The organism is Hydrotalea sp. GW822-HT8A01 (assembly GCF_058798575.1).
Map to the genome: position 1 here is coordinate 1,847,617 of NZ_CM179506.1, position 25,664 is coordinate 1,873,280.

The following is a 25,664-nucleotide window of genomic DNA, read 5'->3' on the forward strand; positions in this document are numbered from 1 at the left end:
TTATATCTATGAAAGCAACATCTTTTCAACGCAACATTAGCCACCCGATTTTATACCGCTTATTCTTATTAAAAAATTTACCCATGGCTTTTTTGGCCGGGTTGCAAGTTCAACAATTCACTGAGGCATCCGCGGTAGTAACCACTACTTATCGTTATCTTACAAAAAATCCTTTTCGTTCCATCTATTTCGCTGTATTAAGTATGGCTGCTGAATTAAGTACGGGCATATTGGCTTTTGCACAAGTATACGAACAACCTGTTAAAGTTAGTATGTTGGTGGTTGGAATGCAGGCACAGTTTTTTAAAAAAGCAACCGGTACCGTTCAATTTAGCTGTCATGATGGGAACGCCATTCAAACTGCTATTCAAACTACTATTGCTACCGGTGAATCTGTTACGCTTCTTTGTCATTCAATCGGTACAAACGAACAAAGTGAAGTTGTTGCTAATTTTGAATTTACCTGGAGTTTTAAGAGAAAATAATTGGCATATTCGTTTTCAGGTATTAAATTACAGTAATATTTAAATGTAGTTGTCATTGATGCATTCTAACGGAATGGTGCGTTGATTGCTGCATGAAAAATAATAGATAGGCCCATTTTACATATGCATTAAATTTAAAAAAATGAAAATTGCATTTCACGGAGCAGCAAGAACGGTAACCGGTTCAAAACATTTACTGACTTTAGATAATGGCAAAAAAATGTTATTAGATTGTGGCATGTTTCAAGGGTTGGGAAAAGATACCGAACCCTTAAATATGCAATTTGGTTTTGTTGCCGCAGATATTGATTATTTAATTCTTTCTCATGCACATATCGATCATTCCGGTTTAATTCCCAAATTGGTGAAAGAAGGTTTTCAGGGAAAAATTTTTTCTACACCTGCTACCAAAGAACTGAGTGATGTGCTTTTGCAGGATTCGGCTCAAATACAACGGGATGATACTAAATTCATCAATAAAAAAAGAGCCAAACAAGGATTGCCGCCTTATGCACCTTTGTATGATTTAGATGATGCTTCTAAAGCATTCGATTATTTTAATTTGGTGGAATATGGTGTATGGACTACCATAGAAAAAGGCGTTGAATTATTGTTTACCGATACCGGACATATTATTGGCAGTGCGGCCATGCATTTACGTATTACTGAAAACGGCATAACACGCCAGCTCACTTTTAGTGGCGATGTAGGGAGGTATAACGATGCTATTCTTCGCTCACCGCAAACATTTTCCCAATCTGATTATATTATTTTAGAAAGTACCTATGGTAATAAATTACATGATGAAGTACATGGTATTGCCGATACTTTATTGCAATGGATTGAACACACCTGTATTGAGAAGAAAGGAAAACTGATTATACCGGCTTTTAGTGTAGGCAGAACGCAGGAATTGTTGTATGCTTTGAATCAGTTATCCCTCGAAAGAAAATTGCCTAAAATTGCATTTTATGTTGATAGTCCTTTAAGCAGAGAGGCAACGCAGGTAGTAAAGTCATACCCGCAGTATTTTAATAACAGGATTAGAAAAGTGATGGAACAAGATGAGGATCCTTTTGATTTTCCGGGATTAAGTTTTATTAAAACGGTGGATGAAAGCAAAGCGCTTAATTTTAAAACAGAACCTTGTGTAATTATTTCTGCCAGTGGAATGGCCGATGCAGGAAGGGTAAAACACCATATTTTGAATAATATTGGCGATAATAAAAATACTATTTTATTGGTGGGCTATTGTGAACCCCACACCATGGGGGGCCGCTTATTAGCCGGCGATAAAGAAGTGAAAATTTTTGGCGATTTTTATAAAGTAGTGGCAGAAGTGGGCGAAATGCACAGTATGAGTGCACATGGTGATTATGATGATTTATGCCAGTTTATTGCTTGCCAGCAAAAAGATTTGGTAAGAATTTTGTTTTTGGTACACGGAGAATATGATGTGCAACAGGATTTCAGGAACCGATTAGTAAGAAAAGGTTTTAAAGAAGTGGTAATACCTTCATTACATTCTGAACATTTGTTAGATTAAAAAATTATTTATGCAAATTTGAGAACAAATTTATACTTGAATTATTGATATAAAATATTCTTTTATTATTAATGTATACCTGTGCTAAAACGTTCCACAATACAGTTGTTGCGCATTCCGTTTTCTTTTTTATTAATGCCAGTATTCTGGTTTTCCTTATTATTTGTTGAATATATTCAATGGTGTCATGTCATTTTATTGTTTTTTATTATTCATATTTTAATGTACCCTGCCAGTAATGCTTATAATAGTTACATGGATAATGATACTGAAAGTATTGGTGGTATAGCCAGGCCGCTTGCCCCCACAAAGCAATTGTTTTATGTTTCTTTAGTAATGGATGTTTTGGCTTTTGTATTGGCCTTGTGGATGAACGTTTGGGTAGGCTGTAGTGTGCTTGTTTATATTATTTTTTCCAGATTGTATAGTTACAGAGGCGTTCGTTTAAAAAAATATCCGGTGGCGGGTTTCCTAACGGTTATTTTAAATCAGGGCGGATTGGTTTTTTTTACTGTTTATCAGGCTGCAACAATGCAACCTGCAGTTTCTGTACCCATAATGGGGGTGTTAACAGCCATATTATTAATTGGTGGTTTTTATCCAATTACTCAGGTTTACCAGCATGCGGCCGATAAAGCAGATGGAGTAACAACACTCTCTGTTTTATTGGGTATAAAAGGCACTTTTTTATTTTGTATGGCCATGTATGCACTGGCTTTTTTGTGTATGTTGTATTATTTTACATCCATTTCCTCTATTCATACGTTTATTATGATACAACTATTTTTTTTGCCGGTATTGGTTTACTTTTTTTACTGGATGCAATTGGTCTGGAAAGATGTTCAAAATGCAAACTTTAAACAAACCATGCGAATGAACTGGATTGCAGCTACATTTACCAATATGGCCTTCATTTTTGTATTAATACAACAACACATTGGCTAATATTATTTCAATAGGAACTACAGTGCCTGATTTTTGCCATCAGCAAACCGATATTCTGCAGTTTATGCAGAATATGTATCGATTAGATAATGCACAGAAACGTATATTGTCTTTTTTATACCGCCAAAGTGGTATTCGTCAGCGCTACTCCGTTCTCAATGATTTTTCTGAAAAGCATGAGCACCTGCATCAACTATTTGCTGCACAATCTGTAAATCCACCTATTTCTAAACGGATGGATGTATATCAATTAATGGCGCCGGTATTGGCATTCAAAGCAATTCACAATTGTTTAAATGGAGTGGCAGAACCTCATCAAATTACACATTTAATTACCGTAAGTTGTACCGGAATGAGTGCGCCGGGTATTGATTTGCAATTAGCTGAAATGTTGAACCTGCCCGATACTGTATTTCGAACCTCTGTAAATTTTATGGGTTGTTATGCAGCCATTCATGCATTAAAAATGGCCAATTATATTTGTAAGTCTGAACCTGACGCCGTTGTTGTAATTGTTGCCGTAGAATTATGTACCCTTCATTTTCAGCCCGAATTTACGGAAGATAATGCTGCCAGTAGTTTGTTGTTTGCCGATGGAGCTGCGGCGGTACTTGTTTCAACCCAACAGGTTAAAACCACACCCAAACCGATAATTGCATTGGAAAGTTTTTATTCTAAAATAGAGCGAAAAGGAAAAAATGATATGGCATGGATGATTGGCAATCATGGTTTTGAAATGACACTGAGTGGGTTTATTCCATCCATTATTGAAGCGGATATTGAAGAGCTGGTATATGCTGCTTTGAAAAATTCAGGTTATACGCTACAGGCCATACAGCATTGGTGTCTGCATCCCGGTGGAAGAAAAATTATTGATGTAATTGAAAAGAAATTAGGATTAACTCGTGAAAAAACGATTTCATCCCGTTTTATTTTAGAAAATTTTGGCAATATGTCTTCGCCCACCATATTATTTGTATTAAAAGAAATGATGCAACACAAACCTCTGCAACCGGAACCTGTTTTTGGAATAGCATTTGGTCCGGGTTTAACCATGGAAACTTTTACTGCCCAACTGATATGAATTTGCGTAAACGCTCATACCAACCTGAATTGTTAGATGCGGATGCCATTCCGTTTGAAGATATTTATTTGAATATGAAAGAGTTGAATGTTATTAATACCTGGTTGGGCGGCCATGCGATAACTGTTAATGGATTTAAACAATTCGTCAAAAACAAAAACCAAATAACTGTTTGCGAAATAGGTTGTGGCGGTGGTGATAATTTAAAGGCGATTGCTGAATTTTGTATACAACAACGGATACTCCTTTCAGTAATAGGAATTGATAAAAATGCCTCTTGTATTGAAGTAGCAAAAAAACTAAATGGTAATTGGGTAGATTCCAAATGGATAGTGGCCGATTATGCTTCTGTTGTATTTCAGCAAAAGCCTGATATTATTTTTTCTAGTTTATTCTGCCATCATTTTACCGAAACGCAATTAAATTTTCAATTACTATGGATGCAACAAAATAGTCGATTAGGTTTTTTTATCAATGACTTGCACAGAAATTATGTAGCCTACTACTCCATTCTTTTACTTACAAAACTATTTTCAAAATCCTACCTGGTAAAGCATGATGCACCACTGAGTGTTGCACGTGGATTTATAAAAAAAGAATGGGAAACTTTATTACAGGTTGCAGCCATCCATTACTATTCTGTTACATGGAAATGGGCATTTCGTTATTTAATTATTGTACGCCATGAAATCAGCAATTGATTTTGATGTAGCCATTATTGGTGGTGGTTTGGGTGGATTAACACTGGCCATTCAATGTGCCAATGCAGGATATCGTGTGGCACTTTTTGAAAAGGAAAATTACCCATTTCATAAGGTTTGTGGTGAATATATTAGTAATGAAAGTAAGCCTTTTTTAAACCATCTGGGTATACCATTGGAAGAATGGAATTTACCTGCTATTCAGCAATTAATAATAACAGATGTGAAAGGTAAGGCATATCCGTTTGCATTAGATTTAGGTGGATTTGGTGTTAGCAGGTATCAATTAGATAGTGCTTTATATAAGTTAGCTGTGCAAAAAAAAGTTCAGGTATATAGCCAAAAAAAAGTTTTAGATGTAAACTATTTGAATAATTATTTTGAGGTAGCGGCAATCAATACAAATATTTCTGCAAAAGTTGTAGTAGGAAGTTTTGGTAAAAGGAGCAATTTTGATGTACTATGGAAACGAATACCATCATTTAAACAAAAAAGTCCTTCTTCAAATAATTTTATTGGTGTTAAATACCATATTCGCTATCCTCATCCTTCTAACCAAATTGCATTACACAATTTTAAAAATGGTTACTGTGGTATTTCCATGATTGAAGAGCAGAAATGTTGTTTGTGTTATTTAACAACGCTGGATAATTTGCGTAACAATGAAAGCCGAATTGAAGTGATGGAAAAAAAAATACTTTTTAAAAATCCTGCGTTAAAAAAAATATTTTCTGGAGCTGATTTTTTGTATAATGCACCACAAGTAATTACGCAGGTATCTTTTGCGCCTAAAACACAAATTCAAAATCATGTATTAATGGTTGGTGATGCTGCCGGATTAATAACTCCACTTTGTGGCAATGGTATGAGTATGGCAATGCATGCCGGAAAGTTAGCCTTTCAGGCGATTGACGGTTTTTTGCAGGGCACCGTCAATAGAACGGAGATGGAACACCAATATGCTAAAAACTGGCATCTCCAATTTCAGCAACGATTATGGGTTAGCAGAAAAGTACAGGCATTGATGGGTGCCGAATGGTTAACTTCTGTTTCTTTAAATTTGTTACAGCGTTTTCCTTTTTTGGCTAAACAGGTAATTAGTTCAACCCATGGTCAACCTTTTTAGTGTACACATTGTTAATGTAACTGGTTGAACAAATACGATTGTATGAAAAGTATTTTTTTAGGATTATTTTGCCTGTTGAGGATGACACAGTTATTTGCACAAACCCTACACCCGGATGATGCTACTTCGCAAGTTTTATTTACCATTAAAAATTTTGGTATAAATACAACTGGAAGTTTAAATGGGTTGCAAGGGGATATTATCATTAATGAACAGGATTGTTCAAAAGATTATTTTCATGTAAGTGTAAGTGCTTCTTCTGTAAATACGGGTATTAGTGCAAGAGATCATCATTTACGTTCCAATGATTATTTTAATGTTGCTACTTTTCCTGACATTCAATTCATCTCCGAATCTGTATATCAAAATAAAAGTGATGGAACATGTTGGGTAACCGGAAAATTAACCATTAAAGCAGTTAGTCAATTTATCAAATTCCCTTTTACAGTTGTTCGTACGTCAAATGGTTATCGTTTGAAAGGTGCATTTTTCATCAATCGGTTAGATTACGGGGTTGGATTATCCAGTTGGGTGTTGGCCAATACAGTGTTGGTGCAATTAAATGTATTAGCTGTTCAATAAATTGAGGTTATTAGATAAATGTTCGGGTGCCAAAATCGGTATAGGTTTCTCTAAAATTTTTTGGTGTACAATTTTTTCGTTTTTTAAATGTACGATTAAAATTGCTCATATTATTAAACCCACATTTATCGGCAATTTCATTAATACTATGGGTGGTTTCAATCAATAATCTGGCCGCATGACCAATTCTAATTTCATTTAATGTATCAACAAATGTTTGTCCGGTTCTGGTTTTAAAAAAACGGCTGAAAGAAACTTCAGTCATGGCTGCAATTTTAGCTACTTCGGTAAGGGTAATGGGTTGTTCAAAATGTTGAAGCATATATTCCATTACTTTTTCTATTCTTCTGCTGTTAAAAGAAAAATGATTTGTATTGGCAAAAGATGTATCAGATAATATTTGCATATTTTTGGAAGTAGAAAGTTCATGCAAAATGGCGAGTAATTCCAAAACAGAATCGAAACCTTTTTTTTCGGGTAATTCCAGTAATCTGGGTTTTAACAATGCTGTTGTTTCTGCTGAAAATAAAATGCCTCTGGAAGAATGGTCCAGCATATTTTTAATAAAGTTCAACTGATTACGGCGTAAAAATTTTTCATCAAACAAATCCGGATGAAACTGAATGGTAATTTCTGTTATTTCATTACTGGTGCACTGGTTTGTAAACCAGCCGTGTTGTAAATTAGAGCCTACTAATACCAGTTCAATTTCACCTACTTCTCCAATATGATCACCAATAACACGTTTGGCTTTTGGGGCATTAACAATAAAGTTTAATTCAAACTCTTCATGATAATGTAAAGGAAAATCAAATCCTTTTTTCACTCTTGAAAAGATCGTAAAACAATCGTTTTGTGTTAACGGAATTACTTCTTTTAAAAGTTCAGGGGGGGTATACATAAAAGTTTATTTTAAGGTTGGCTAAGACAAATTAAAATTTGAAATGCTGCATGCGTTCTAAAATTACTGTTAATTTGATAAAAAAGTATTACTATCTATATTTTTTTGATTTTTATCAAACCTTTATGTAGTGTTATTTTTACACAGTGGTTCTTTTAATAAATGCTAAAATAACAATATAATTTGATAAAAAAGTATTTAAAATGCAATCGGTTGATATTTATTTTTGGTGAAACAAATTGCTATATGAAAAAATTAAGGCTACAACGCTTTTTTTTGGCGTGGTTATTAGTACTCTTCTCATTTGCTGCTTTTGCTCAAAGCAGAAAAATTACCGGAACAGTTACAGATGAAAATGGTGCCAGTTTGGATGGTGCTACCATTGTGGTAAAAAATACAAAAATTAGAACCACTACTAATGAAAATGGTATTTTCTCCATTAATGTTCCAAATGATAAGCATGTTTTAGTGATTACTTATGTAGGATTGAGAACGCAGGAAATAAACATAAATGGAAAAAATGTGATTAAGATAGTTCTAAAACCCTCTTCAGGCGATTTGAATGATGTAGTAGTAATTGGTTATGGCACACAAAAAAAGCAGGATGTAAACGGAGCTATTTCAACTGTTAGTGCTAAAGATATTGCAGATATTCCACAACCTTCTGTTGATCAAATGTTACAAGGGCGGGCAGCTGGTGTTACCGTTACACAAAACTCCGGCCAACCCGGAGCTGCTGTTTCTGTACGTGTAAGAGGCATCACCTCATTTACCGGTACTGAACCACTGTATGTAGTTGACGGAGTCGCCATTGACGGCAATGCACCTTCACAGGCTTCATCAAATGATAAAACCCTGGGTGGATTATCTCCAAGTGAGCAAGAGCAAAAACCAAGTGTATTAGCGAGTATTAATCCAAATGATATTGCATCAATTGATATTTTGAAGGATGCCTCTGCCACAGCAATTTATGGTAGTCGTGGCGCCAATGGTGTTATAATTATTACTACTAAAAAAGGTAAGAATGGAGAAGCCCGGATTAATTATGATGCTTACTATGGCAATCAGGAACAGGGTAAGTATTTAAAAATGATGAACCTGCCACAATATGCAAAATTTGAAAATACATTAGCAGATCTGTATGGCTTAACTCGCCGAATAGATTTTGCAGATCCGAGTAAATTAGGGCCCGGTACTAACTGGCAGGATGCTGTTTTTAAGAGAACCGCACAAATGAGCCATACACTTTCCATGTCTGGTGCAAATGGAAAAACAGACTATTATATTTCCGGTGGTTATTTTGAACAAAAAGGCACTGTAATTGGTTCAGATTTTAACCGGTTTGCCTTTCATACCAACATTAACTCTCAGGTAAAAGATTGGTTTAAAGTGGGAACAAGTATTACTGCCAATCAAAATAAGGCTAATATAGGTTTAGGCAATTCATATGGTATTATTTATAATGCATTATTGCAGGCTCCTGATGTAGCAGTGTATAACGCAGATGGATCATATTCAGGGCCGGCTGTAGTTAATGGCACCATACAGGGTGGCCCTAACCCTGTTCAACAAGCAATGAGTATTACCAATTATTTAATTAGAAGTAATATTCAGGGTATGTTGTATGGCGATATTAAATTTTCAAAAGACTTTACTTTACATTCAGAAGTGAATGGTAATTTTAATTGGGGACAGGCAAAAATTTTCCGCCCAACTTATTCTTATGGTGCACCAGGTTCCGCACCTGCTTTCGTCAATACACAGGCCGTTTTGTTAGAAAATAATAATTTTGATCACTATTGGAGTTGGTTAGAACATTTAAATTATAACCACACTTTTGCAGGCAAGCATGCTGTTCAGGCTTTAGTAGGTCATGAAGTATGGGCATCTGCATATGATGGTATTGTAGCCAGTACCAAGGGTTTTACTGCAGGCAATGCCATTCAAACTTTAAACCTGGGTACGCAAACCTCCAACACGTTAGATGAACCTAAGGGTAGCACATCTATGGAGTCCTGGTTAGTACGTGTTATTTATACTTTTGATAATAAATACAGTATTACTGCAACTGATCGTAGAGACCAGTCATCCAACTTTGCTCCCGGCCATCAGGTTGGGTATTTTCCCGGCGTTGCAGCGTCATGGAGAATTTCTCAGGAGCCTTTCATGGCAAAAATTAATTCTTTATTCAGTAATCTTAAGTTGCGGGTAGGTTATGGTACTACCGGTAATTCTAATACAAATGGAGGATATAAATATGGTTCAGCTATTACACCTGTTGTTACAGGAATAGGAACAGGGTTTAGTTTTGCCAACTTTAGTAATCCCAATTTAACATGGGAAACTGCTATTCAAAGTAATGCAGGTATAGATTTCAGTATGCTTCATAACAGAATAGATGCATCTTTTGATATATACAAAAAAACATCAAAAAACTTTTTATTCCAACAGCCTTTACCTGCTTTTTTGGGCGGGGGAACGGCTGAATATTCCAATGCTGCTGTGGTACAACCACCTTGGGTAAATGCCGGCGAAATTCAAAATACCGGTTTTGAATTTAGTATTACCAGCCGTAATATCATTAAAAAAAATTTTACCTGGACAACCAATGTAGTGTTTTCACATTATAACAATAAGGTTATATCATTGAACGGATTTCCTGCTATTATCGGCAATGTTTCTACCGGTTTTGGGCCTCAAATACCTGCTACTTATACACAGGTTGGCGGACCCATCGGAGAGTTTTATGGTTATAAAACATTAGGTATCATTAAAACACAAGATCAATTAGCTTTTTTGGCCCAGCATCCGCAAAATGTAATTGGCCAGCCCGAATTAATTAGTAGCAACAGATCGCAAACAAATGCCATTTATTTAGGTGATATTTTATATGATGGTAATGATGGTAAAGGCGGGCCTAATAAACAATATGCTTTAGGTAATCCCAATCCCGATTTTACATACAGCATTACCAATAGTTTTACTTATAAAGATTTTGATTTTTCCTTTTTCTTAGTGGGTTCACAAGGTGGTAAAATTTTAAATGCTGTTTCATTTCAAACAATGGGAATGTACAGTTTATACATGAACCAAAGAGCCAATGTTGCTAATTTCTGGACTCCTTCTAATCCTAATTCCAACATACCTGCTCCAAGGTCTGGTTTCGGAAATAATAACCTCGTTATGTCTGACAGATTTCTGGAAGATGCTTCTTATTTAAGAATACAGAATGTTCGAATAGGATACAATCTGCCTCAGGCATGGGCAGCAAAAGTAAAAATGGCCAGATTAAAAGCTTATATAAGCGGACAAAATTTATATGTATTTACTAAATACAGTGGCCTTGACCCGGAAATAGGTTCTTTAAATCAAAACCCAGTTTTGCAAAATATTGATTATGGCAGGTATCCTACACCGCGTACAATCACCTTTGGATTGAATGCTGAATTTTAATTTATTAACTACTTAAGTGAAAACTACAATGAAAACAAAATATATATTCAGTTTCATAGTCTTCTCAAGCTTGCTTTCATTAGGCTGTAAGAAAGATTTCTTTAACAGACCGCCTGAAAACGCTTCTACTGTTGGCACTTATTACCAAACTGCTGATCAGGTACAATCCAGCACCAACATATTGTATGCAGCACCCTGGTTCGGATTTAATGGGAAAGCATTTTTAGCTATTGGAGATTTACAGGCCGGAAATGCTATTTGTTATGCAGGTACAGATGGTTCGTTTGATGCCTTTGGTGCTTTCGGTGCCGGAAATGCAACTCAAACTGTTGCCAGTGCCTGGAATTCTTTATACACAGTAATTGCACAAGCTAATGCTTTGCTAAATAATCTGCCCTCTGCAGTACCTGCATCAGTGCCTCCTGCTGTTGTAAATAATGCATTAGGTGAAGCACGTGTAATGCGAGCTGCTGCTTACTTTTACTTAACAAGGCTTTTTGGGAATGTTCCCATTATTACAGATCCTTCTCCATACGTTGGTAGTTTTTCCAGTGTGCGTACAAATCCTGTAACAGATGTATATAAATTTATTACAATGGATTTGCAGTTTGCAGAAAAAAATTGCTCGTCAGGGGTTGCATCCACAGGGCATGTTTCAAGTGCCTCAGCTTCGGGTTTATTAGCTAAAGTATATTTATATCAACAGAAATACGATAGTGCACTAATTGAAGTACAAAAAGTAATTAGTAGTGGCGAATTTGGTTTGGTTGGGTTAGATGCACCTGGAAGCTATACTCAAATGTTTGAATTGGCCGGCAATAATAATAAAGAATCTATGATTGCTTTACAATGGACTTCTAACGGAGGGTATGGTTTTGGTAATCAACTACAATCGGTAATTGCGCCAAATACTAATATTACCGGCACCGGCGACGGATGGGGAGAACTAGGCCCCAGCTTAGATTTGCAAAATGCTTTTAAAAATGCTGGTGACTCAATTCGAAGACATGGATGTATTATGGTTGATGGCGATTTTTATCCGGAAATACAGAAAAAAATAGGCGGCTATTACGTACATAGAATTGATAGGGGTATGGGTGCTGTGAATGCGCAGGGTACAGGTGCAGGTATGAAAAAATATGTTGTAGGTACACCCGATGATAATGGCGGTTTAAGTGCTTTTCAGGCTACTTCCAATAATACCTATTTATTGCGCTATGCTGACGTGTTATTAATAGGTGCGGAAGCCATAATGGGCAAAATTGCAGGTGCTCAAACCGGGCAGGGTATTGATACCAATGCTGTTTGTTCTGACCCGGTTGCATTAGGTTATTTGAATAAAGTCCGGCAACGAGCAGGCTTGCAGGCATTGGCCAGTTTTACTTACAAACAATTGCTTAATGAACGAAGATTAGAGTTTGCCATAGAAGGGGATTATTGGTATGATTTACAAAGAATTGATGGCTTTAATAATGCACATCATCCAACTGCTATTGCTATGATTAATGCACAAGACAGACGCACTGTAAATGTAGATAATACCACCGGACAAATAACCAGCTATAATGTCGGAAGAAGTTTTACACTCAGCGATGCAAATTTTATATTGCCTTATCCGGTAACAGAAACTGCAGCTAATCCTTCATTATTAATGCCTCCTGTTCCATATAAATTTTAAACATTAATGTTATTTCATATGAAAACAACAAATAAATATATTAAAAAAATGCATATTTTATATGCTTGTATGATACTAACCTTTGCTTCAATAGTGGTTTCATGCAAAAAATATGATAGTCTCGGGTTTACACCCGGAACCGGTAAACCTACTATCAGTTCAGTTCATACCTGGAGTAAAACCGATACAACAGTTTATTATGATACCGTCACATCTATTGATGCATCAGGAAATATAACTAAAACACCGGTAGCCAGAACCAACAAAATTGTGCCGTTTGATTCAGCCACTACTGCAGGTGCATTAGGCAATTATTACATTATTTATGGTTCTAATTTAGGTAGTACAACATCAATCACCTTCAATGGATACAATGCCTACTTTAACAGAGCATTGTTAACCGATAACTCCATAGTAGTGCAGGTACCATCTAAAACTCCTTATTTACCCCCATTAGCAAATGACAGTTTAGTTGTTATAACTTTATATGGTAAAGCAACTTATAAGTTCAGCATTTTGGCACCACCACCAACGCCATCGGCTTATTCTAATTACGATTTTTATTCCGGTTCTCAAATTACACTTAACGGGGTGGGATTTGCGACTATTTCTTCTGTGAACTTAACCGGTGTTAGCGGCGGCACAGCTAATGTAAGTATTGTTAGTCAGAACGATTCAGTAATGGTTTTGCAATTTCCTTCTACAACCATTACTCGGGGTAACTTAACCTTTTCTTATAATTCAGGGGGAACTACTCAAACGTTAACTGATAAACAAGAATTGGTAGATCTGGATAATGCCTATCAAATTTTTACGGATGATTTTCAAAACAGTTGGACAGATGGTTCATGGGCATCACCTTCCGGAAAATCAACCAACGCATTTAAAACAGGTAATGCTGCATTTATTGCTTCATTCCCCGCTGGCGGATGGAAAATTGAGGGCTTTGCTAATTGGTGGCCAAGTTTGCCTTATGATGCTTCGTATAAATACATTATTTTTTGGATAAAAGGAGGTACTGTATCACATACGTTGAATCTTGAAACAAATACTTCATCTGTAGGTTACGGACAAAACTCGGTAAATCCAATTGTGGTACCTCCCAATGTATGGACTTACTTTAAGATACCACTCAATACGCTTAATTTCTGGAAACCCGGAACGACGCTGCAACAATTGGGTTTCTTTTTGAAAGGGCAAAGTGGTGATGTGGATGAAACTTATTATTTTGATGATGTGGTGTTAGTAAAATAAGAAGATTGTTTTAGCATGTACATTAAAGCTATTGTTTGAAAAAAGTTCTGTTTTTTGAAGCACTGATGATTTAAAAAAACATTACTTAAATTAGGGCAAATCCAGTTTCCGAAAAGCTTCAATTTGGTAACTTTTTTAACATTAGTATTAAATGATTGAACTATTTGGTCAAGTGGTAGCATCTCATCAAGAGCATGATACCACTTGTTTCAAAAATTGAACTTATTTGTTGAATTCAGTCTTTTTAAAAATGGAATCTATGCCTTATTTCATTTTGTTTTAATTTTAAACCATGCAGCTCCCAACCATGTATACGCATTTGCTATATGTAAAACAAAAGTGTTCAATAACGTTGATTGGCATATTGTTTCTTGTAATGGTATCAACAAAAATATATGCACAACCCGTCGACATTGTTGCTACTAAAGAAACTTTACATTTGTATCAGTTCTTACAAAAAACCTTGTATCTGGGAATATTATTCGGCCACCAGGATGATTTGGCTTATGGGGTGAATTGGAAATATGTTGATGGAAACAGTGATGTGCAATCTGCAGTAGGCGCTTATCCTGCCGTTTATGGTTGGGAATTGGGACGAATAGAAAATGATGCAACGAATAATATTGATGGGGTACCATTTGCGAAGATGCGGCAATATATACAAACTGCATATGAACGGGGTGGTATCATCACCATTAGCTGGCATTTAAATAATCCATTAACCGGAAAAACAGCATGGGATCCCTTTCCCGGAACGGTTGCTTCTATTTTACCCGGTGGAGAAAAAAATGCAGTATACAATAGTTGGTTAGATAAAGTGGCCAATTTTCTTCAATCTTTAACAGGAAAATATGGTGAAGTTATTCCAGTTATTTTCAGACCATTTCACGAACTAAATGGGAATTGGTTTTGGTGGGGAAAAGCACATTGTACCCCAGATGAAATGATTCGTTTATACAGATATACTGAACACTATTTGAAAGATGTTAAAAATATTCACCACTTGCTTTATGCTTTTAATACCGATCAGTTTGCCAATCTAAATGAATATGAAGAAAGATATCCGGGCAATGCATTTGTAGATATTGTTGGTTTCGATATTTATCAACGCGATAATAACGGTAAAGCGTTTGTGCATAATATTGGAAAAATGTTAACTGATTTGGATGCATTTGCTGCAACCCACAAAAAAATTCCTGCACTAACAGAGTTTGGGTTTAATGAAATTCCGGATAAAAACTGGTGGACAACCGTTTTTGCAGCCGGATTAAAAGGGCATCAGGTTGCTTATGTATTAGGGTGGCGTAATGCCGGTGCAAAAGCCGATGGCAGTAAAGAATATTATGTTCCTTTTCAGGGAGAAGCCTCGCAGCCCGATTTTCAGAAAATGAAAAAAAGTGGCTTGTTTATTTTTCAGGATAAGTTAAGTTTTAGTAAAATATACCAATAACAGCAAAATGTTTTTTCTCATAAGTAGTAGTCGTTTATTAAGATTTGAAACACCGACCGTAGTGTCTACTATGGTCTTTTTTCTTTTGTTATGCACACCTGCAGCTTTTAAGAAATTATTTTGCATTCATTCAATTGCAACACTTCAATGAAACTTCAACTCATAGATGTATTAATTCTTGTAGCCTACCTTATTACAATGGTTGCTATTGGTTTATGGATGCGTAAACGGGCAAGATTAAGCAAAGAAAGTTACTTAATGGGCGGAAAATCGCTGCCCTGGTATATGTTGGGACTAAGTGATGCATCTGATATGTTTGATATTAGTGGTACTATGTGGATGGTAACTTTGTGTTTTATCTACGGATTGAAGAGTATTTGGATTCCCTGGTTATGGCCTGTATTTAACCAGGTATTTATGATGATGTTTTTAAGTAAATGGTTAAGAAGAAGCAATGCCAATACCGGTGCCGAATGGCTGCAAACCCGTTTTGGTGTACATGGTGCCGGCATAAAGGCCTCTCAGTTAGTCGTTATTGCCTTTGCATTAATTAGTTGTCTTGGTTTTTTAGCCTATGGATTTGTTGGCTTAGGTAAGTTTATGGAAATTTTTATACCATGGGAAAATGTGAAGGGATATATTCCTTTTCATGTAGCCGATAAATATGTGCCTCATATTTACGGTATCGTATTCACACTCTTCGCTATGTTTTATTCAATTCTCGGTGGCATGCATAGTATTGTGCTGGGCGATGTAATTAAATATGCCATCATGACAGTTGCCTGTATTGCCATTGGTGTAATTGCCTGGTATCATTTAAATGGCCATCAGTTGCCGGTTCCTGAGGGATGGAAAGATCCATTTTTTTGTTGGCGATTGCATTTAGATTGGTCAAATATTGTAGCTGATGCGAACAAAAAAATTGAAGAAGATGGATTTGGGTTATTTGGAATATTTTTTATGATGATGTTATTAAAAGGTGTTTTTGCTTCATTGGCGGGCCCTGCACCGAATTATGATATGCAAAAAGTTTTAAGTACCCGAAGTCCAAAAGAAGCCAGTAAAATGACTGGTTTTGTAAGTATTATTTTATTACCCATACGGTATACAATGGTAATTGGCTTAACGGTATTGGCTTTGCTCTACTATCATACATTGCCTTTAAAAGGACCAGATGGTGTAGTAGACTTTGAACGTATTTTACCTGCTACCATTAATAGTTTTCTGCCTGTTGGTATTATGGGTATTGTTTTAACAGGGCTTCTTGGAGCGTTTATGGGTACATTCAGCGGAACTGTGAATGCAGCTCAGGCATATATTGTTAATGATATTTACTTAAAATACATCCATCCTACTGCTAATAATAAGCGTATTATTTCCATGAACTATTTGGTGGGTGTAATTGTGGTAGCCACGGGTGTATTTTTTGGTTTTTTAACCAACAACGTAAATGATATTTTACAATGGATTGTTGGTGGTTTATATGGAGGATATGTGGCGGCCAATTGTTTAAAATGGTATTGGTGGCGTTTTAATGCAAATGGATTTTTTTGGGGTATGGTAGTTGGTATTATCGCTGCATTAATCATGCCTTATGTAACAACGGGACTGCCTTTATATTGGTGGCCTGCATTATTTGTTTTATCACTTGCCGGTTGTTTTATTGGAACCTATATGGCTTCTCCAACCGATGAAGCTGTATTAAAACATTTTTATAAAACAGTTCGTCCATGGGGTTTTTGGAAACCCATTCATCAACTTGTTCTTAAGGATAATCCTTCCTTTAAGGAAAATAAAAATTTTTGCTTAGATATGTTTAATGTTTCAATCGGTATTATTGGCCAACTGTGTTTTACATTGTTTCCAATGTACCTGATTTTGAAAATGCAAACACCATTTTGGATCAATCTTTCTATTATTCTGATAATCGTATTTATATTAAAAAAAACCTGGTGGAACAGGTTAGAAGATTAGTATTTCGAAAAACTAAACCAAACACGCATGCATGACTATTTAACACGTTTCAACTGGTTAAAGGATAACTATGAATCACTCATCAAAAAAAATAATCAACCCATTCAACAACTGAGTGGGCTTTATGTACGATATTCAAATCCTGTACTTACTGCTGCTCATACTCCTTTAATGTGGCGGTATGATTTAAATCCGGCTACGAATCCATATTTGTTGGAAAGATTTGGAATCAATGCAGTATTCAATGCAGGTGCCATTAAGTTCAATGATAAGTATTTATTGATGGTTAGGGTAGAAGGTACCGACCGAAAATCTTTTTTTGCAATTGCTGAAAGCCCAAATGGTATTGATCATTTCAGGTTTTGGGACTGTCCGGTTCTTATTCCGCAAACCAATATACCTGATACCAATATCTATGATATGCGATTAGTGGCACACGAAGATGGTTGGATTTATGGCATCTTTTGTACGGAACGACGAGATCCTTCGGCTCCTGAAGGCGATCAGTCTGCAGCCATAGCACAATGCGGTATTGCCAGAACAAAAGATTTAAGGCAATGGGAACGTTTACCCGATTTAATTACACCTTCTCCACAACAACGTAATGTAGTATTGCACCCTGAATTTGTAAATGGAAAATACGCATTTTATACCCGACCGCAAGATAGTTTTATTGAGGCCAGAAAAGGCGGGGGTATTGGGTTTGGATTAGCTGATAATATTACCCATGCTGTTATTCATGAAGAAACGATTGTAGATAAAAAAGTATATCATACTATTTATGAAGCAAAGAATGGGGCAGGACCTGCTCCCATTAAAACCAAATATGGATGGTTGCATCTGGCGCATGGCGTTAGAAATACTGCTTCCGGATTACGGTATACCCTTTATGTATTTATGACTGATTTGAATGATTTAACCAGAGTGATACATAAGCCTGCCGGTTATTTTATTGCCCCCGACGGTGAAGAAAGAACCGGTGATGTTTCGAATGTAGTATTTAGTAATGGATGGATATTGGATGATGACGGCGAAAATTTGTTGATTTATTATGCTTCATCCGATACAAGAATGCACGTTGCAGCAACTTCACTCTCTATTTTGTTAGATTATGTGCTCCACCATCCGGAAGATGGGTATAGTTCTGCCGCATCGGTACAAACATTGCAACAAATTATTGATAATAATTTTGCTTATCTCAATCAGACTGCCTGTAGCGTGCAACATATAGTTTCAGCAGAATAAAATTTTAGTTGTTTAACCTATACAATTTGAAAAAAATATTAAAATATAGAAATCAAATGGAAACAGAGCTGCAACAAATTTTGCAGTTTTGGATGAATCATGCGGTTGATCAGCAAAAAGGTGGTTTTTTAGGAGCACTCAATCATCAAAATATTCCCGATTTAGCTGCCCCTAAAGGAATTGTATTAAATGCCAGAATACTATGGACATTCTCGGCTGTTTATCAATGGAAGCCAGATACCCAATATATCATGCTGGCAGAAAGGGCTTTTGATTATTTAATGGAGTATGGATTGGATAAAAAATTTGGAGGTGTTTTTTGGAAATTATTGCCTGATGGTAATGTTTTAGATGATCGTAAACAAATATATGCACATGCATTTGTTATATATGGATTGAGTGAATTCTATGAAGCAACAAAAAATAAGAAGGCTTTAGATGCAGCCATTAGTCTATTTTATCTGATTGAAGAAAAAAGTTATGATGTAAAATATGGTGGTTATTTTGAAGCATTTACACGAAACTGGTCTGCCATTGAAGATGCTCGTTTAAGTGAAAAAGACCGGAATGAAAAAAAAACCATGAATACACATTTGCATATAATTGAAGCATATGCCAATTTGTATAAGGTTTGGCCAAACAGAATTTTAAAATTCAAAATTATTCATCTGCTGCAATTATTCAAACAGTATTTTATTGATGCCAAAAGTTTTCATCTGAATTTATTTTTTACTGAAAATTGGCAATTAAAACGCGATGTTATTTCTTATGGACATGATATTGAGGCAGCTTGGCTTTTGTTAGACTGTGCTATTATAATTGGTGATATTGAATGGATGCACACATTGGAACAAATGGCGGTATCCATTGTAAATGCTGCGGCAGAAGGTTTAGATGTGGATGGCGGATTATGGTATGAAAAAAGAATAGCAGATGATTTTTTGATTCGGGAAAAACATTGGTGGCCACAGGCAGAGGCCATGATAGGTTTTTTAAATGCCTGGCAAATAACACAACAAAACCATTTTTTTGAAAAATCGTTCAATAGCTGGCAATTTGTAAAAGAGCATATCATCGACAAAAATTATGGCGAATGGGTATGGGGTGTTGCTGCCAATTACCGGGTAATGAATAGTCAGGATAAAATTGGTTTTTGGAAGTGTCCTTATCACAATGCAAGGGCTTGTATGGAAATTATTCAAAGGTTATCCATGCCAACAATATTTTATTCGTTTTAAACCCATAACATGTATCAGTCAATCGTTCATTTCTTGAAACAAAACCTGCTGTGCGCAGCCATGTTATTTTTAAGTGTTACATGTGTATTTGCACAACAGAGCATATTTAATATTACTGATTATGGAGCAGTTGTCAATAGTAAATTGCCTGCTACTAAAGCGTTGCAAAATGCCATTGATGCTTGCAGCAAAAGTGGTGGCGGAACGGTTTTCATTCCTTCAGGTACTTTCATTATTGGTACGGTGCATTTGCAAAGTCATATTACTTTGTATCTGCAATCCGGTTCCATTTTAAAAGGAAGTACGCATTTATCCGATTATGAAAATTTTTTTCCTGATACGCCTTTTATTCCTATACATAAAGGCATGTTCTTTACTGAAAATAAAGAAGATATTATCATAACCGGTGAAGGTAGGATTGATGGCAGTGGTATTTTCTTTTTCGATACCACAAAGGCTAAAAAGTTAGATAGTATTGCCACCCGTTTTACCAGGCAAAAAAATAATTTTAGAAACATAGCTGAAGGAGTTGGTGACGGACCTTTAGTGCCGAATGACAGGCCTTATCAGATGTTTGTATTCAGTAATTGTAAAAGAGTATCGGTAAAAAATATTTTTATTACGGATGCCCCTTTCTGGTGTATGCATTTTGCCGATTGTGATGCAGTATTTGTAAGTGGTATTCGTTTGTGGAATAATTTATTGGCGCCAAATGCCGATGGTATAGATGTTACCAGTTGCACCAATGTAATTATTAATGATTGTGATATCAGAACAGGTGATGATGCCATTGCAATAACGGGTTATAACCATCATTTTGAAATACCCGGTTTTCAACATGTCAAACATATTTCAAAAAATATTATTGTTAGCAATTGTAACCTGCAATCTTATTCCAGTGGTATTCGAATTGGTTTTTTAGATCAGAATACCGTGAAAAATATTGAGGTGAATAATGTAAATATTACTAATTCTACAAGAGGTATTGGAATTTTTTTACGTGATGAAGGTTCTTTGGAAAATATCAGCTTCAATAATGTATTTATTGAAACTAAATTACGCACGGGCGATTGGTGGGGCAATGGTGAACCGATTCATATTTCTGCTGTTCGTGGCAAAGCAAACATTCAATTGGGTTCCATTCGGCATGTATTTTTTAATAATATTATTTGCGCCGGCGAAAATGGAATATTATTGTATGGTAGTGAGGAAAGCCATTTACAGGACATCAACTTCAATCACATTCGTTTTAAAGTTGTGAATAGTGCTTTAAATACTGTTGCCGGTGGGAATATTGATTTGCGTGGATGTTTACGACCAAGAGAACAACTATTCCAAAGTGATATTCCTGGAATTTTAGCGCGTTATATAGAAGGTTTACATATCAACGATTTTATGTTGGAATGGTCTAAACAATTACCATCATTTTTTACCAATGGCTTGGAATTGCACCACTTCAGCAATGTATCCATTTTCAATTTTAAAGCTTCACATGCACCAAATGCAATTAACGGGTATAAAATTTTTGCTGCAAGCGGCGATGGATTTGTTACAGACGATCTTTCCGGTGTAAAAAAGGTAGAGGTTCAATAATGAAATGTATTCATTTGTCATAAATAAAAATTTGTTATGCTTCTTCATAATAAAAATCCTTTGTTCTTAACCATGTTGTTTTTTGCACAACAGTTATTAGCTCAAATACCGGTATTCAATGTTGTTACGCCAAATAATACCAGTATACAAAAGTTTGATAAGTTTGAATTAACAATTCAATTAACTGCTGCTTATACCAACCCGTTTGATTATAATGATATTGCTGTAAAAGCCGTTTTTATGGCACCCAATGGTGTTGTTGATTCGGTAGATGGGTTTTATATGCAGGATTACACACTCAACACAACCAATGGCAGTATAACACCTGCCGGTAATGGTGTTTTTAAAGTTCGGTTTACACCTATTCAAACGGGTATATGGCATTACAGCCTTATTTGCACTAATACTGTTGGCATTACCACCTTTGGTGATGCTACATTCACTTGTGTAAATAGCTCCGATCCGGGGTTTATTCGAAAAAATAATTCTAACTATTTAAGTTTTGATGATAGTAGTCAATATATTCCCGTTGGCGAAAATATGTGCTGGCAGGATAATAATGTGTATACAGATTATTCCAATTGGTTAAACAAATTAAGCAATAACGGGGGTAATTTTATAAGAGTTTGGATGGCCGATTGGTCGTTTGCTTTAGAATGGAAAGGAAGTAATTATGGTGGTTTAAAAAACTATCAGCAATCCAATGCATATTACTTAGACTGGCTTTTAAATACTTGTAAGCAAAAGGGTGTACGTATTATGCTTTGCTTAAACCATCATGGGCAGGTATCTACTACAGTAAATCCAGAATGGAACAACAATCCTTATAACATTGCAAATGGAGGGCCTTGTAATAATACATGGGATTTTTTTTCAAACTCAACTGCTAAAAATTTATTTAAAAACCGAATGCGTTATATTATTGCCCGGTATGGTTACTCTAACACAATTATGAGTTGGGAATTGTTTAATGAAGTAGAATGGACCGATAGTTTTAATACTTATAAAACAAATATTACAAACTGGCATCAGGAAATGGCTGCTTACATTAAATCGAAAGATGTGTATCAGCACTTGGTAACCACCAGCTATGCACATGATAATAATGATCCAGCTACCTGGAGTTTGGAAAATATTGATTTTACGCAAACACATTATTATGTTGGCGCACCCAATTTAGAGTCGATATTAGCTGCCGGCAGCCGTTCTTATATCTGGCAATTTAAAAAACCAATACTCAATGGCGAGTTTGGTATTAATTCCGGAAACGTTGCTTTATCTTCTATTGATCCGAATGGTGTGTATATTCACAATACAATGTGGGCTACTGCATTAAGCGGGGCAATGGGTACTGCAATGAGTTGGTGGTGGGATAATTATATTGATCCGAAAAATTTGTATACGCATTTTAAAGGCATCTCTTCATTTGTAAATGCATTAAATTTAAAATCTGAATTATATGCACCGGTTACAGCCACCATAAGCGGAGGGGGTAATGCCGATTTAACCATTTCACCCAGCGCTGGCTGGGCTGCAGCTACTGCTGCTAATTTCACCATTGATGCTTCCGGAAATATAACACCGACTGCCACACAGTTAGGACAATATTTGTATGGTTCGGTATACAATACCCAATATAAAAATCCGCCTGTTTTTACTGTTACTTATCCTGTAGCCGGACAGTTTAAAGTGGTTGTGAACAATATTAGCACAGCACCTCAGTTGCATATTTATCTGGATGGTAAGGATACGGCTTTTAATACTGTTGCCAATGCTACCTATTTCATCAATGTGTCTGCAGGTAATCATACCATAAAAGTGGATAATACAGGAACCGATTGGATGAATATTTCTAGTTATGTTTTTACTAATGTAGGTTCTTCGGTTGCTGCATATGTATTGCAATCTGCACTACAAAATAAAATTGCCGGATGGATTTTAAACAATCAATATAATTGGAGTTATTTGCAAAATCATAATGGTGTAGCACCTCCTCCTATAAATGGTGCTACTATTCAAATTGCGGGAATGGCTAATTTAAATTATACAGTACAATGGTATAATACGAATACCGGCTTACCAGTAAGTACTTCATCTATAACAGTGAATAATGGTATTTTAACAGTAAATATTCCCAACTTAAGCTGGGACTTAGCATTTACTGCAACACCTAACGGATGTGCCCTTGTGAAACCATTGTTTACAAAAAATGTGTATTCTATTTGTGGTAATGATTCTACATTAGTTTCCATAAGTAATAATATCGGTTCCGATAGCCTTTTTTGGAATATTAATGGTATAACAGATTCATCACAACGAACACAACGGTTTATCAATAATGCAGGATATGTAATAGTACTTCGAAAAAATAATGCAGGTTGCAGTATTTATTCAGATACAGTTTTCATTTCTAAAACTGCTATACCCGCCACGCCTGTTGTAACAATAGATGCCAATAACAATTTATTATCCTCCTCTGCTTCCGGTAATCAATGGTACAATGATACGCTTACTGCTATTGCGAATGCTACTGCTCAATTCTACAAGCCATCTGCTAATGGTTATTATGCTGTTAAGGTAATTCAGAATGGTTGCAGCAGCGCCTTTTCAAATAGGTTTAATTATACTGTTACTGCAATAAATGTTGTACTTAATTCAGAGTTAAGTATTAATCCAAATCCTGCACAAAGTGAAGTGTTCATCCACAATAATTTAACAGGAGTGCCTATTTTGAATGCTATCATTTACAATACTGCAGCACAAACAGTTTTCAACCAGTACAACCTAAAAAATGGCGATGCTATTAATATCAGTCATTTACCCGCAGGCATATATTATGTGCATTTATACAATCAAAACCTGCATTTTTATCAAACTCAAAAACTGATAAAAACATACTAAATAATTTTTTATGAAACGTTTTTGTGCATTCGTTGTAATAATGTTTTTTGGTTCAGCAAAGGCAAATATTATACTGCCTTCAATTTTAAACAATAATATGGTATTACAGCAACGGTTGGCCGTTACATTATGGGGCTGGGGCAATCCGGGCGAAGTGGTAAAAGTTACCAATACCTGGAATAATGCAATTGATTCTGCAACAACAAACGCAAATGCACATTGGCAACTTACTATTCAAACGCCTGCTGCCGGCGGTCCTTATCAAATTAATTTTAAGGGATACAATTCCATTACATTAACAAATGTATTCATTGGTGAAGTTTGGCTTTGTTCCGGCCAGTCGAACATGGAAATGAATGAACAATGGGGTTTACCGGATGTAAAAGCTGTTTTGCCTCATGCCTGTAATCCAAATATCCGTTTTTTTACAGTAGCCAAGTCTGCTGCCAATTGTCCACAACAAGATGTAAAAGGTACTTGGGTAAGTTGTGATGCTGCCAACTTACAAACCTTTAGCGCAGCTGCCTATTTTTTTGGGAAAAAGCTGCAAGATTCGCTACATGTGCCTATCGCTTTGATCAATGCCAGTTGGGGTGGCACGCCGGCAGAAGTGTGGACGCCAGATTCTATTATTCGTATGGATGAGGAATTATTGATGGCAGCTAAAAAACAAAAACCTTCCAAATTTTGGCCTCATGAACCCGGTGTGGCTTTTAATGCCATGATTGCACCAATTGCACGTTTTGCTATTGCCGGTGCAATTTGGTACCAGGGCGAAACAAATACAGCTTATCCATATACGTATGCAAAACTATTTACTGAAATGATGGGTACCTGGCGTAAAGCATGGAAATATAATTTCCCATTTTATTATGTACAAATTGCTCCTTTTGCTTATGGTAAACCTTACGCTGGTGCCTTGTTGCAGGAACAACAAAGTAAGGCAGCAGCATATCCCAATGTTGGTATGGTTGTAATTACTGATTTGGTTACCGATACTTCAAATATCCATCCCAAAAATAAACATGATGTGGGTGATCGGTTGGCGAATTGGGCTTTGGCAAAAAATTATGAGTGGAAACACATTATCTGTCAATCGCCTCATCTTAAAAATGTAATCATAAATAGCGACAAAGTATTGCTCAGTTTTGAAGACACCGGAGGAGGATTACTGATAAAAGGGGCTAATGTGCAACAAATATGGGTTGCCGGTGCTGATAAAGTATTTTATCCGGCTGCTGCAAACATTGAAGGCAATCAATTAATGGTATGGAGCAGTAAAGTACAGCATCCTATTGCTGTTCGCTATGCCTTTGGAAATACTGCTATTGGTAATTTGTTTGGTAGCAATCATTTACCTGTAATCGCCTTCAGAACTGATAATTGGAAGTTGAATGCTGCGAATAATAAATAAAAATATGAATTGAATGTATATTCATAGGCAGAAATTGAATTTTAGAAAGGTCAATAATAAAAAAAGCCGCAAATTTATTTTGCGGCTTTTTTGT

General features: G+C 36.0%; 18 protein-coding genes. 17 read left to right on the top strand and 1 reads right to left on the bottom strand.

All coding sequences use genetic code 11. The annotated features are described in order from the left end of the window. Positions 1-8: 8 nt before the first annotated feature. From AC3QLY_RS08025 to AC3QLY_RS08055, 7 genes are all read left to right on the top strand, one after another. The gene (locus tag AC3QLY_RS08025; RefSeq protein ID WP_074419416.1) at positions 9-485 is read left to right on the top strand and encodes a DUF4442 domain-containing protein; all 477 of its coding nucleotides are present in this window, start codon (positions 9-11) and stop codon (positions 483-485) included. 142 nt (positions 486-627) lie between these two features. Continuing rightward, positions 628-2,031, top strand: a complete 1,404-nt coding sequence (locus AC3QLY_RS08030; protein ID WP_218330883.1) for an MBL fold metallo-hydrolase RNA specificity domain-containing protein — start codon at positions 628-630, stop codon at positions 2,029-2,031. A 135-nt stretch (positions 2,032-2,166) separates the two neighbouring features. Next, positions 2,167-2,976 (top strand): UbiA family prenyltransferase, encoded by an 810-nt coding sequence (locus tag AC3QLY_RS08035; RefSeq protein WP_074419414.1) that lies wholly within the window; start codon positions 2,167-2,169, stop codon positions 2,974-2,976. Next, positions 2,969-4,060 carry a type III polyketide synthase gene (locus tag AC3QLY_RS08040; RefSeq protein ID WP_218330882.1) on the top strand — a complete coding sequence of 364 codons (1,092 nt, stop codon included), beginning with the start codon at positions 2,969-2,971 and terminating at the stop codon, positions 4,058-4,060. The genes AC3QLY_RS08035 and AC3QLY_RS08040 overlap by 8 nt, the downstream gene beginning before the upstream one ends. After that, positions 4,057-4,761 (top strand): methyltransferase domain-containing protein, encoded by a 705-nt coding sequence (locus AC3QLY_RS08045; RefSeq protein ID WP_074419412.1) that lies wholly within the window; start codon positions 4,057-4,059, stop codon positions 4,759-4,761. Before AC3QLY_RS08040 ends, AC3QLY_RS08045 begins: the two co-directional genes overlap by 4 nt. After that, positions 4,745-5,887 (top strand): NAD(P)/FAD-dependent oxidoreductase, encoded by a 1,143-nt coding sequence (locus AC3QLY_RS08050; protein WP_074420719.1) that lies wholly within the window; start codon positions 4,745-4,747, stop codon positions 5,885-5,887. The genes AC3QLY_RS08045 and AC3QLY_RS08050 overlap by 17 nt, the downstream gene beginning before the upstream one ends. A gap of 42 nt (positions 5,888-5,929) precedes the next feature. Then, positions 5,930-6,469 (top strand): YceI family protein, encoded by a 540-nt coding sequence (locus tag AC3QLY_RS08055; protein WP_218330881.1) that lies wholly within the window; start codon positions 5,930-5,932, stop codon positions 6,467-6,469. Positions 6,470-6,479: 10 nt separating this feature from the next. Here the strand turns inward: AC3QLY_RS08055 and AC3QLY_RS08060 are convergent, their stop codons facing one another. Further along, positions 6,480-7,370 carry a helix-turn-helix domain-containing protein gene (locus tag AC3QLY_RS08060; RefSeq protein ID WP_218330880.1) on the bottom strand — a complete coding sequence of 297 codons (891 nt, stop codon included), beginning with the start codon at positions 7,368-7,370 and terminating at the stop codon, positions 6,480-6,482. 246 nt (positions 7,371-7,616) lie between these two features. Between AC3QLY_RS08060 and AC3QLY_RS08065 the strand changes: the two genes are divergently transcribed. The 10 genes from AC3QLY_RS08065 to AC3QLY_RS08110 all read left to right on the top strand — a co-directional run bounded on the left by AC3QLY_RS08065 (position 7,617) and on the right by AC3QLY_RS08110 (position 25,570). Next, the gene (locus AC3QLY_RS08065; RefSeq protein ID WP_218330879.1) at positions 7,617-10,823 is read left to right on the top strand and encodes a SusC/RagA family TonB-linked outer membrane protein; all 3,207 of its coding nucleotides are present in this window, start codon (positions 7,617-7,619) and stop codon (positions 10,821-10,823) included. A gap of 28 nt (positions 10,824-10,851) precedes the next feature. Further along, complete coding sequence (locus AC3QLY_RS08070; protein ID WP_218330878.1) at positions 10,852-12,501, top strand: RagB/SusD family nutrient uptake outer membrane protein; 1,650 nt, start codon at positions 10,852-10,854, stop codon at positions 12,499-12,501. Between the two features lie 69 nt (positions 12,502-12,570). Further along, entirely contained in the window at positions 12,571-13,755 is a 1,185-nt protein-coding gene (locus AC3QLY_RS08075) for an IPT/TIG domain-containing protein (RefSeq protein ID WP_218330877.1), read from the top strand. A 376-nt stretch (positions 13,756-14,131) separates the two neighbouring features. Further along, positions 14,132-15,205 (top strand): glycoside hydrolase family 26 protein, encoded by a 1,074-nt coding sequence (locus AC3QLY_RS08080; protein ID WP_179853197.1) that lies wholly within the window; start codon positions 14,132-14,134, stop codon positions 15,203-15,205. 147 nt (positions 15,206-15,352) lie between these two features. Continuing rightward, entirely contained in the window at positions 15,353-17,179 is a 1,827-nt protein-coding gene (locus tag AC3QLY_RS08085) for a sodium:solute symporter family protein (protein ID WP_074419296.1), read from the top strand. 27 nt (positions 17,180-17,206) lie between these two features. Then, positions 17,207-18,424, top strand: a complete 1,218-nt coding sequence (locus tag AC3QLY_RS08090; RefSeq protein WP_074419295.1) for a glycoside hydrolase family 130 protein — start codon at positions 17,207-17,209, stop codon at positions 18,422-18,424. A gap of 26 nt (positions 18,425-18,450) precedes the next feature. Further along, a complete protein-coding gene (locus tag AC3QLY_RS08095) occupies positions 18,451-19,662 on the top strand; it encodes an AGE family epimerase/isomerase (RefSeq protein ID WP_287100977.1) in 1,212 nt (403 codons plus the stop codon). A 9-nt stretch (positions 19,663-19,671) separates the two neighbouring features. After that, complete coding sequence (locus AC3QLY_RS08100; protein ID WP_081298656.1) at positions 19,672-21,255, top strand: glycoside hydrolase family 28 protein; 1,584 nt, start codon at positions 19,672-19,674, stop codon at positions 21,253-21,255. Positions 21,256-21,291: 36 nt separating this feature from the next. Next, a complete protein-coding gene (locus tag AC3QLY_RS08105; protein ID WP_074419293.1) occupies positions 21,292-24,156 on the top strand; it encodes a DUF5060 domain-containing protein in 2,865 nt (954 codons plus the stop codon). Between the two features lie 10 nt (positions 24,157-24,166). After that, positions 24,167-25,570, top strand: coding sequence for a sialate O-acetylesterase (locus tag AC3QLY_RS08110; RefSeq protein WP_074419292.1), 1,404 nt, complete (start codon positions 24,167-24,169; stop codon positions 25,568-25,570). Positions 25,571-25,664: the final 94 nt, after the last annotated feature.

Excerpts from the sequence above, each read along its gene's own strand:
- AC3QLY_RS08035 (WP_074419414.1), top strand. The coding sequence starts at position 2,167 with ATGCCAGTATTCTGGTTTTCCTTATTATTTGTTGAATATATTCAATGG.
- AC3QLY_RS08055 (WP_218330881.1), top strand. The coding sequence starts at position 5,930 with ATGAAAAGTATTTTTTTAGGATTATTTTGCCTGTTGAGGATGACACAG.
- AC3QLY_RS08045 (WP_074419412.1), top strand. The coding sequence starts at position 4,057 with ATGAATTTGCGTAAACGCTCATACCAACCTGAATTGTTAGATGCGGAT.
- AC3QLY_RS08065 (WP_218330879.1), top strand. The coding sequence starts at position 7,617 with ATGAAAAAATTAAGGCTACAACGCTTTTTTTTGGCGTGGTTATTAGTA.
- AC3QLY_RS08030 (WP_218330883.1), top strand. The coding sequence starts at position 628 with ATGAAAATTGCATTTCACGGAGCAGCAAGAACGGTAACCGGTTCAAAA.
- AC3QLY_RS08070 (WP_218330878.1), top strand. The coding sequence starts at position 10,852 with ATGAAAACAAAATATATATTCAGTTTCATAGTCTTCTCAAGCTTGCTT.
- AC3QLY_RS08100 (WP_081298656.1), top strand. The coding sequence starts at position 19,672 with ATGTATCAGTCAATCGTTCATTTCTTGAAACAAAACCTGCTGTGCGCA.
- AC3QLY_RS08090 (WP_074419295.1), top strand. The coding sequence starts at position 17,207 with ATGCATGACTATTTAACACGTTTCAACTGGTTAAAGGATAACTATGAA.
- AC3QLY_RS08050 (WP_074420719.1), top strand. The coding sequence starts at position 4,745 with ATGAAATCAGCAATTGATTTTGATGTAGCCATTATTGGTGGTGGTTTG.
- AC3QLY_RS08075 (WP_218330877.1), top strand. The coding sequence starts at position 12,571 with ATGATACTAACCTTTGCTTCAATAGTGGTTTCATGCAAAAAATATGAT.
- AC3QLY_RS08105 (WP_074419293.1), top strand. The coding sequence starts at position 21,292 with ATGCTTCTTCATAATAAAAATCCTTTGTTCTTAACCATGTTGTTTTTT.
- AC3QLY_RS08085 (WP_074419296.1), top strand. The coding sequence starts at position 15,353 with ATGAAACTTCAACTCATAGATGTATTAATTCTTGTAGCCTACCTTATT.
- AC3QLY_RS08060 (WP_218330880.1), bottom strand. The coding sequence starts at position 7,370 with ATGTATACCCCCCCTGAACTTTTAAAAGAAGTAATTCCGTTAACACAA.
- AC3QLY_RS08025 (WP_074419416.1), top strand. The coding sequence starts at position 9 with ATGAAAGCAACATCTTTTCAACGCAACATTAGCCACCCGATTTTATAC.
- AC3QLY_RS08080 (WP_179853197.1), top strand. The coding sequence starts at position 14,132 with ATGGTATCAACAAAAATATATGCACAACCCGTCGACATTGTTGCTACT.
- AC3QLY_RS08110 (WP_074419292.1), top strand. The coding sequence starts at position 24,167 with ATGAAACGTTTTTGTGCATTCGTTGTAATAATGTTTTTTGGTTCAGCA.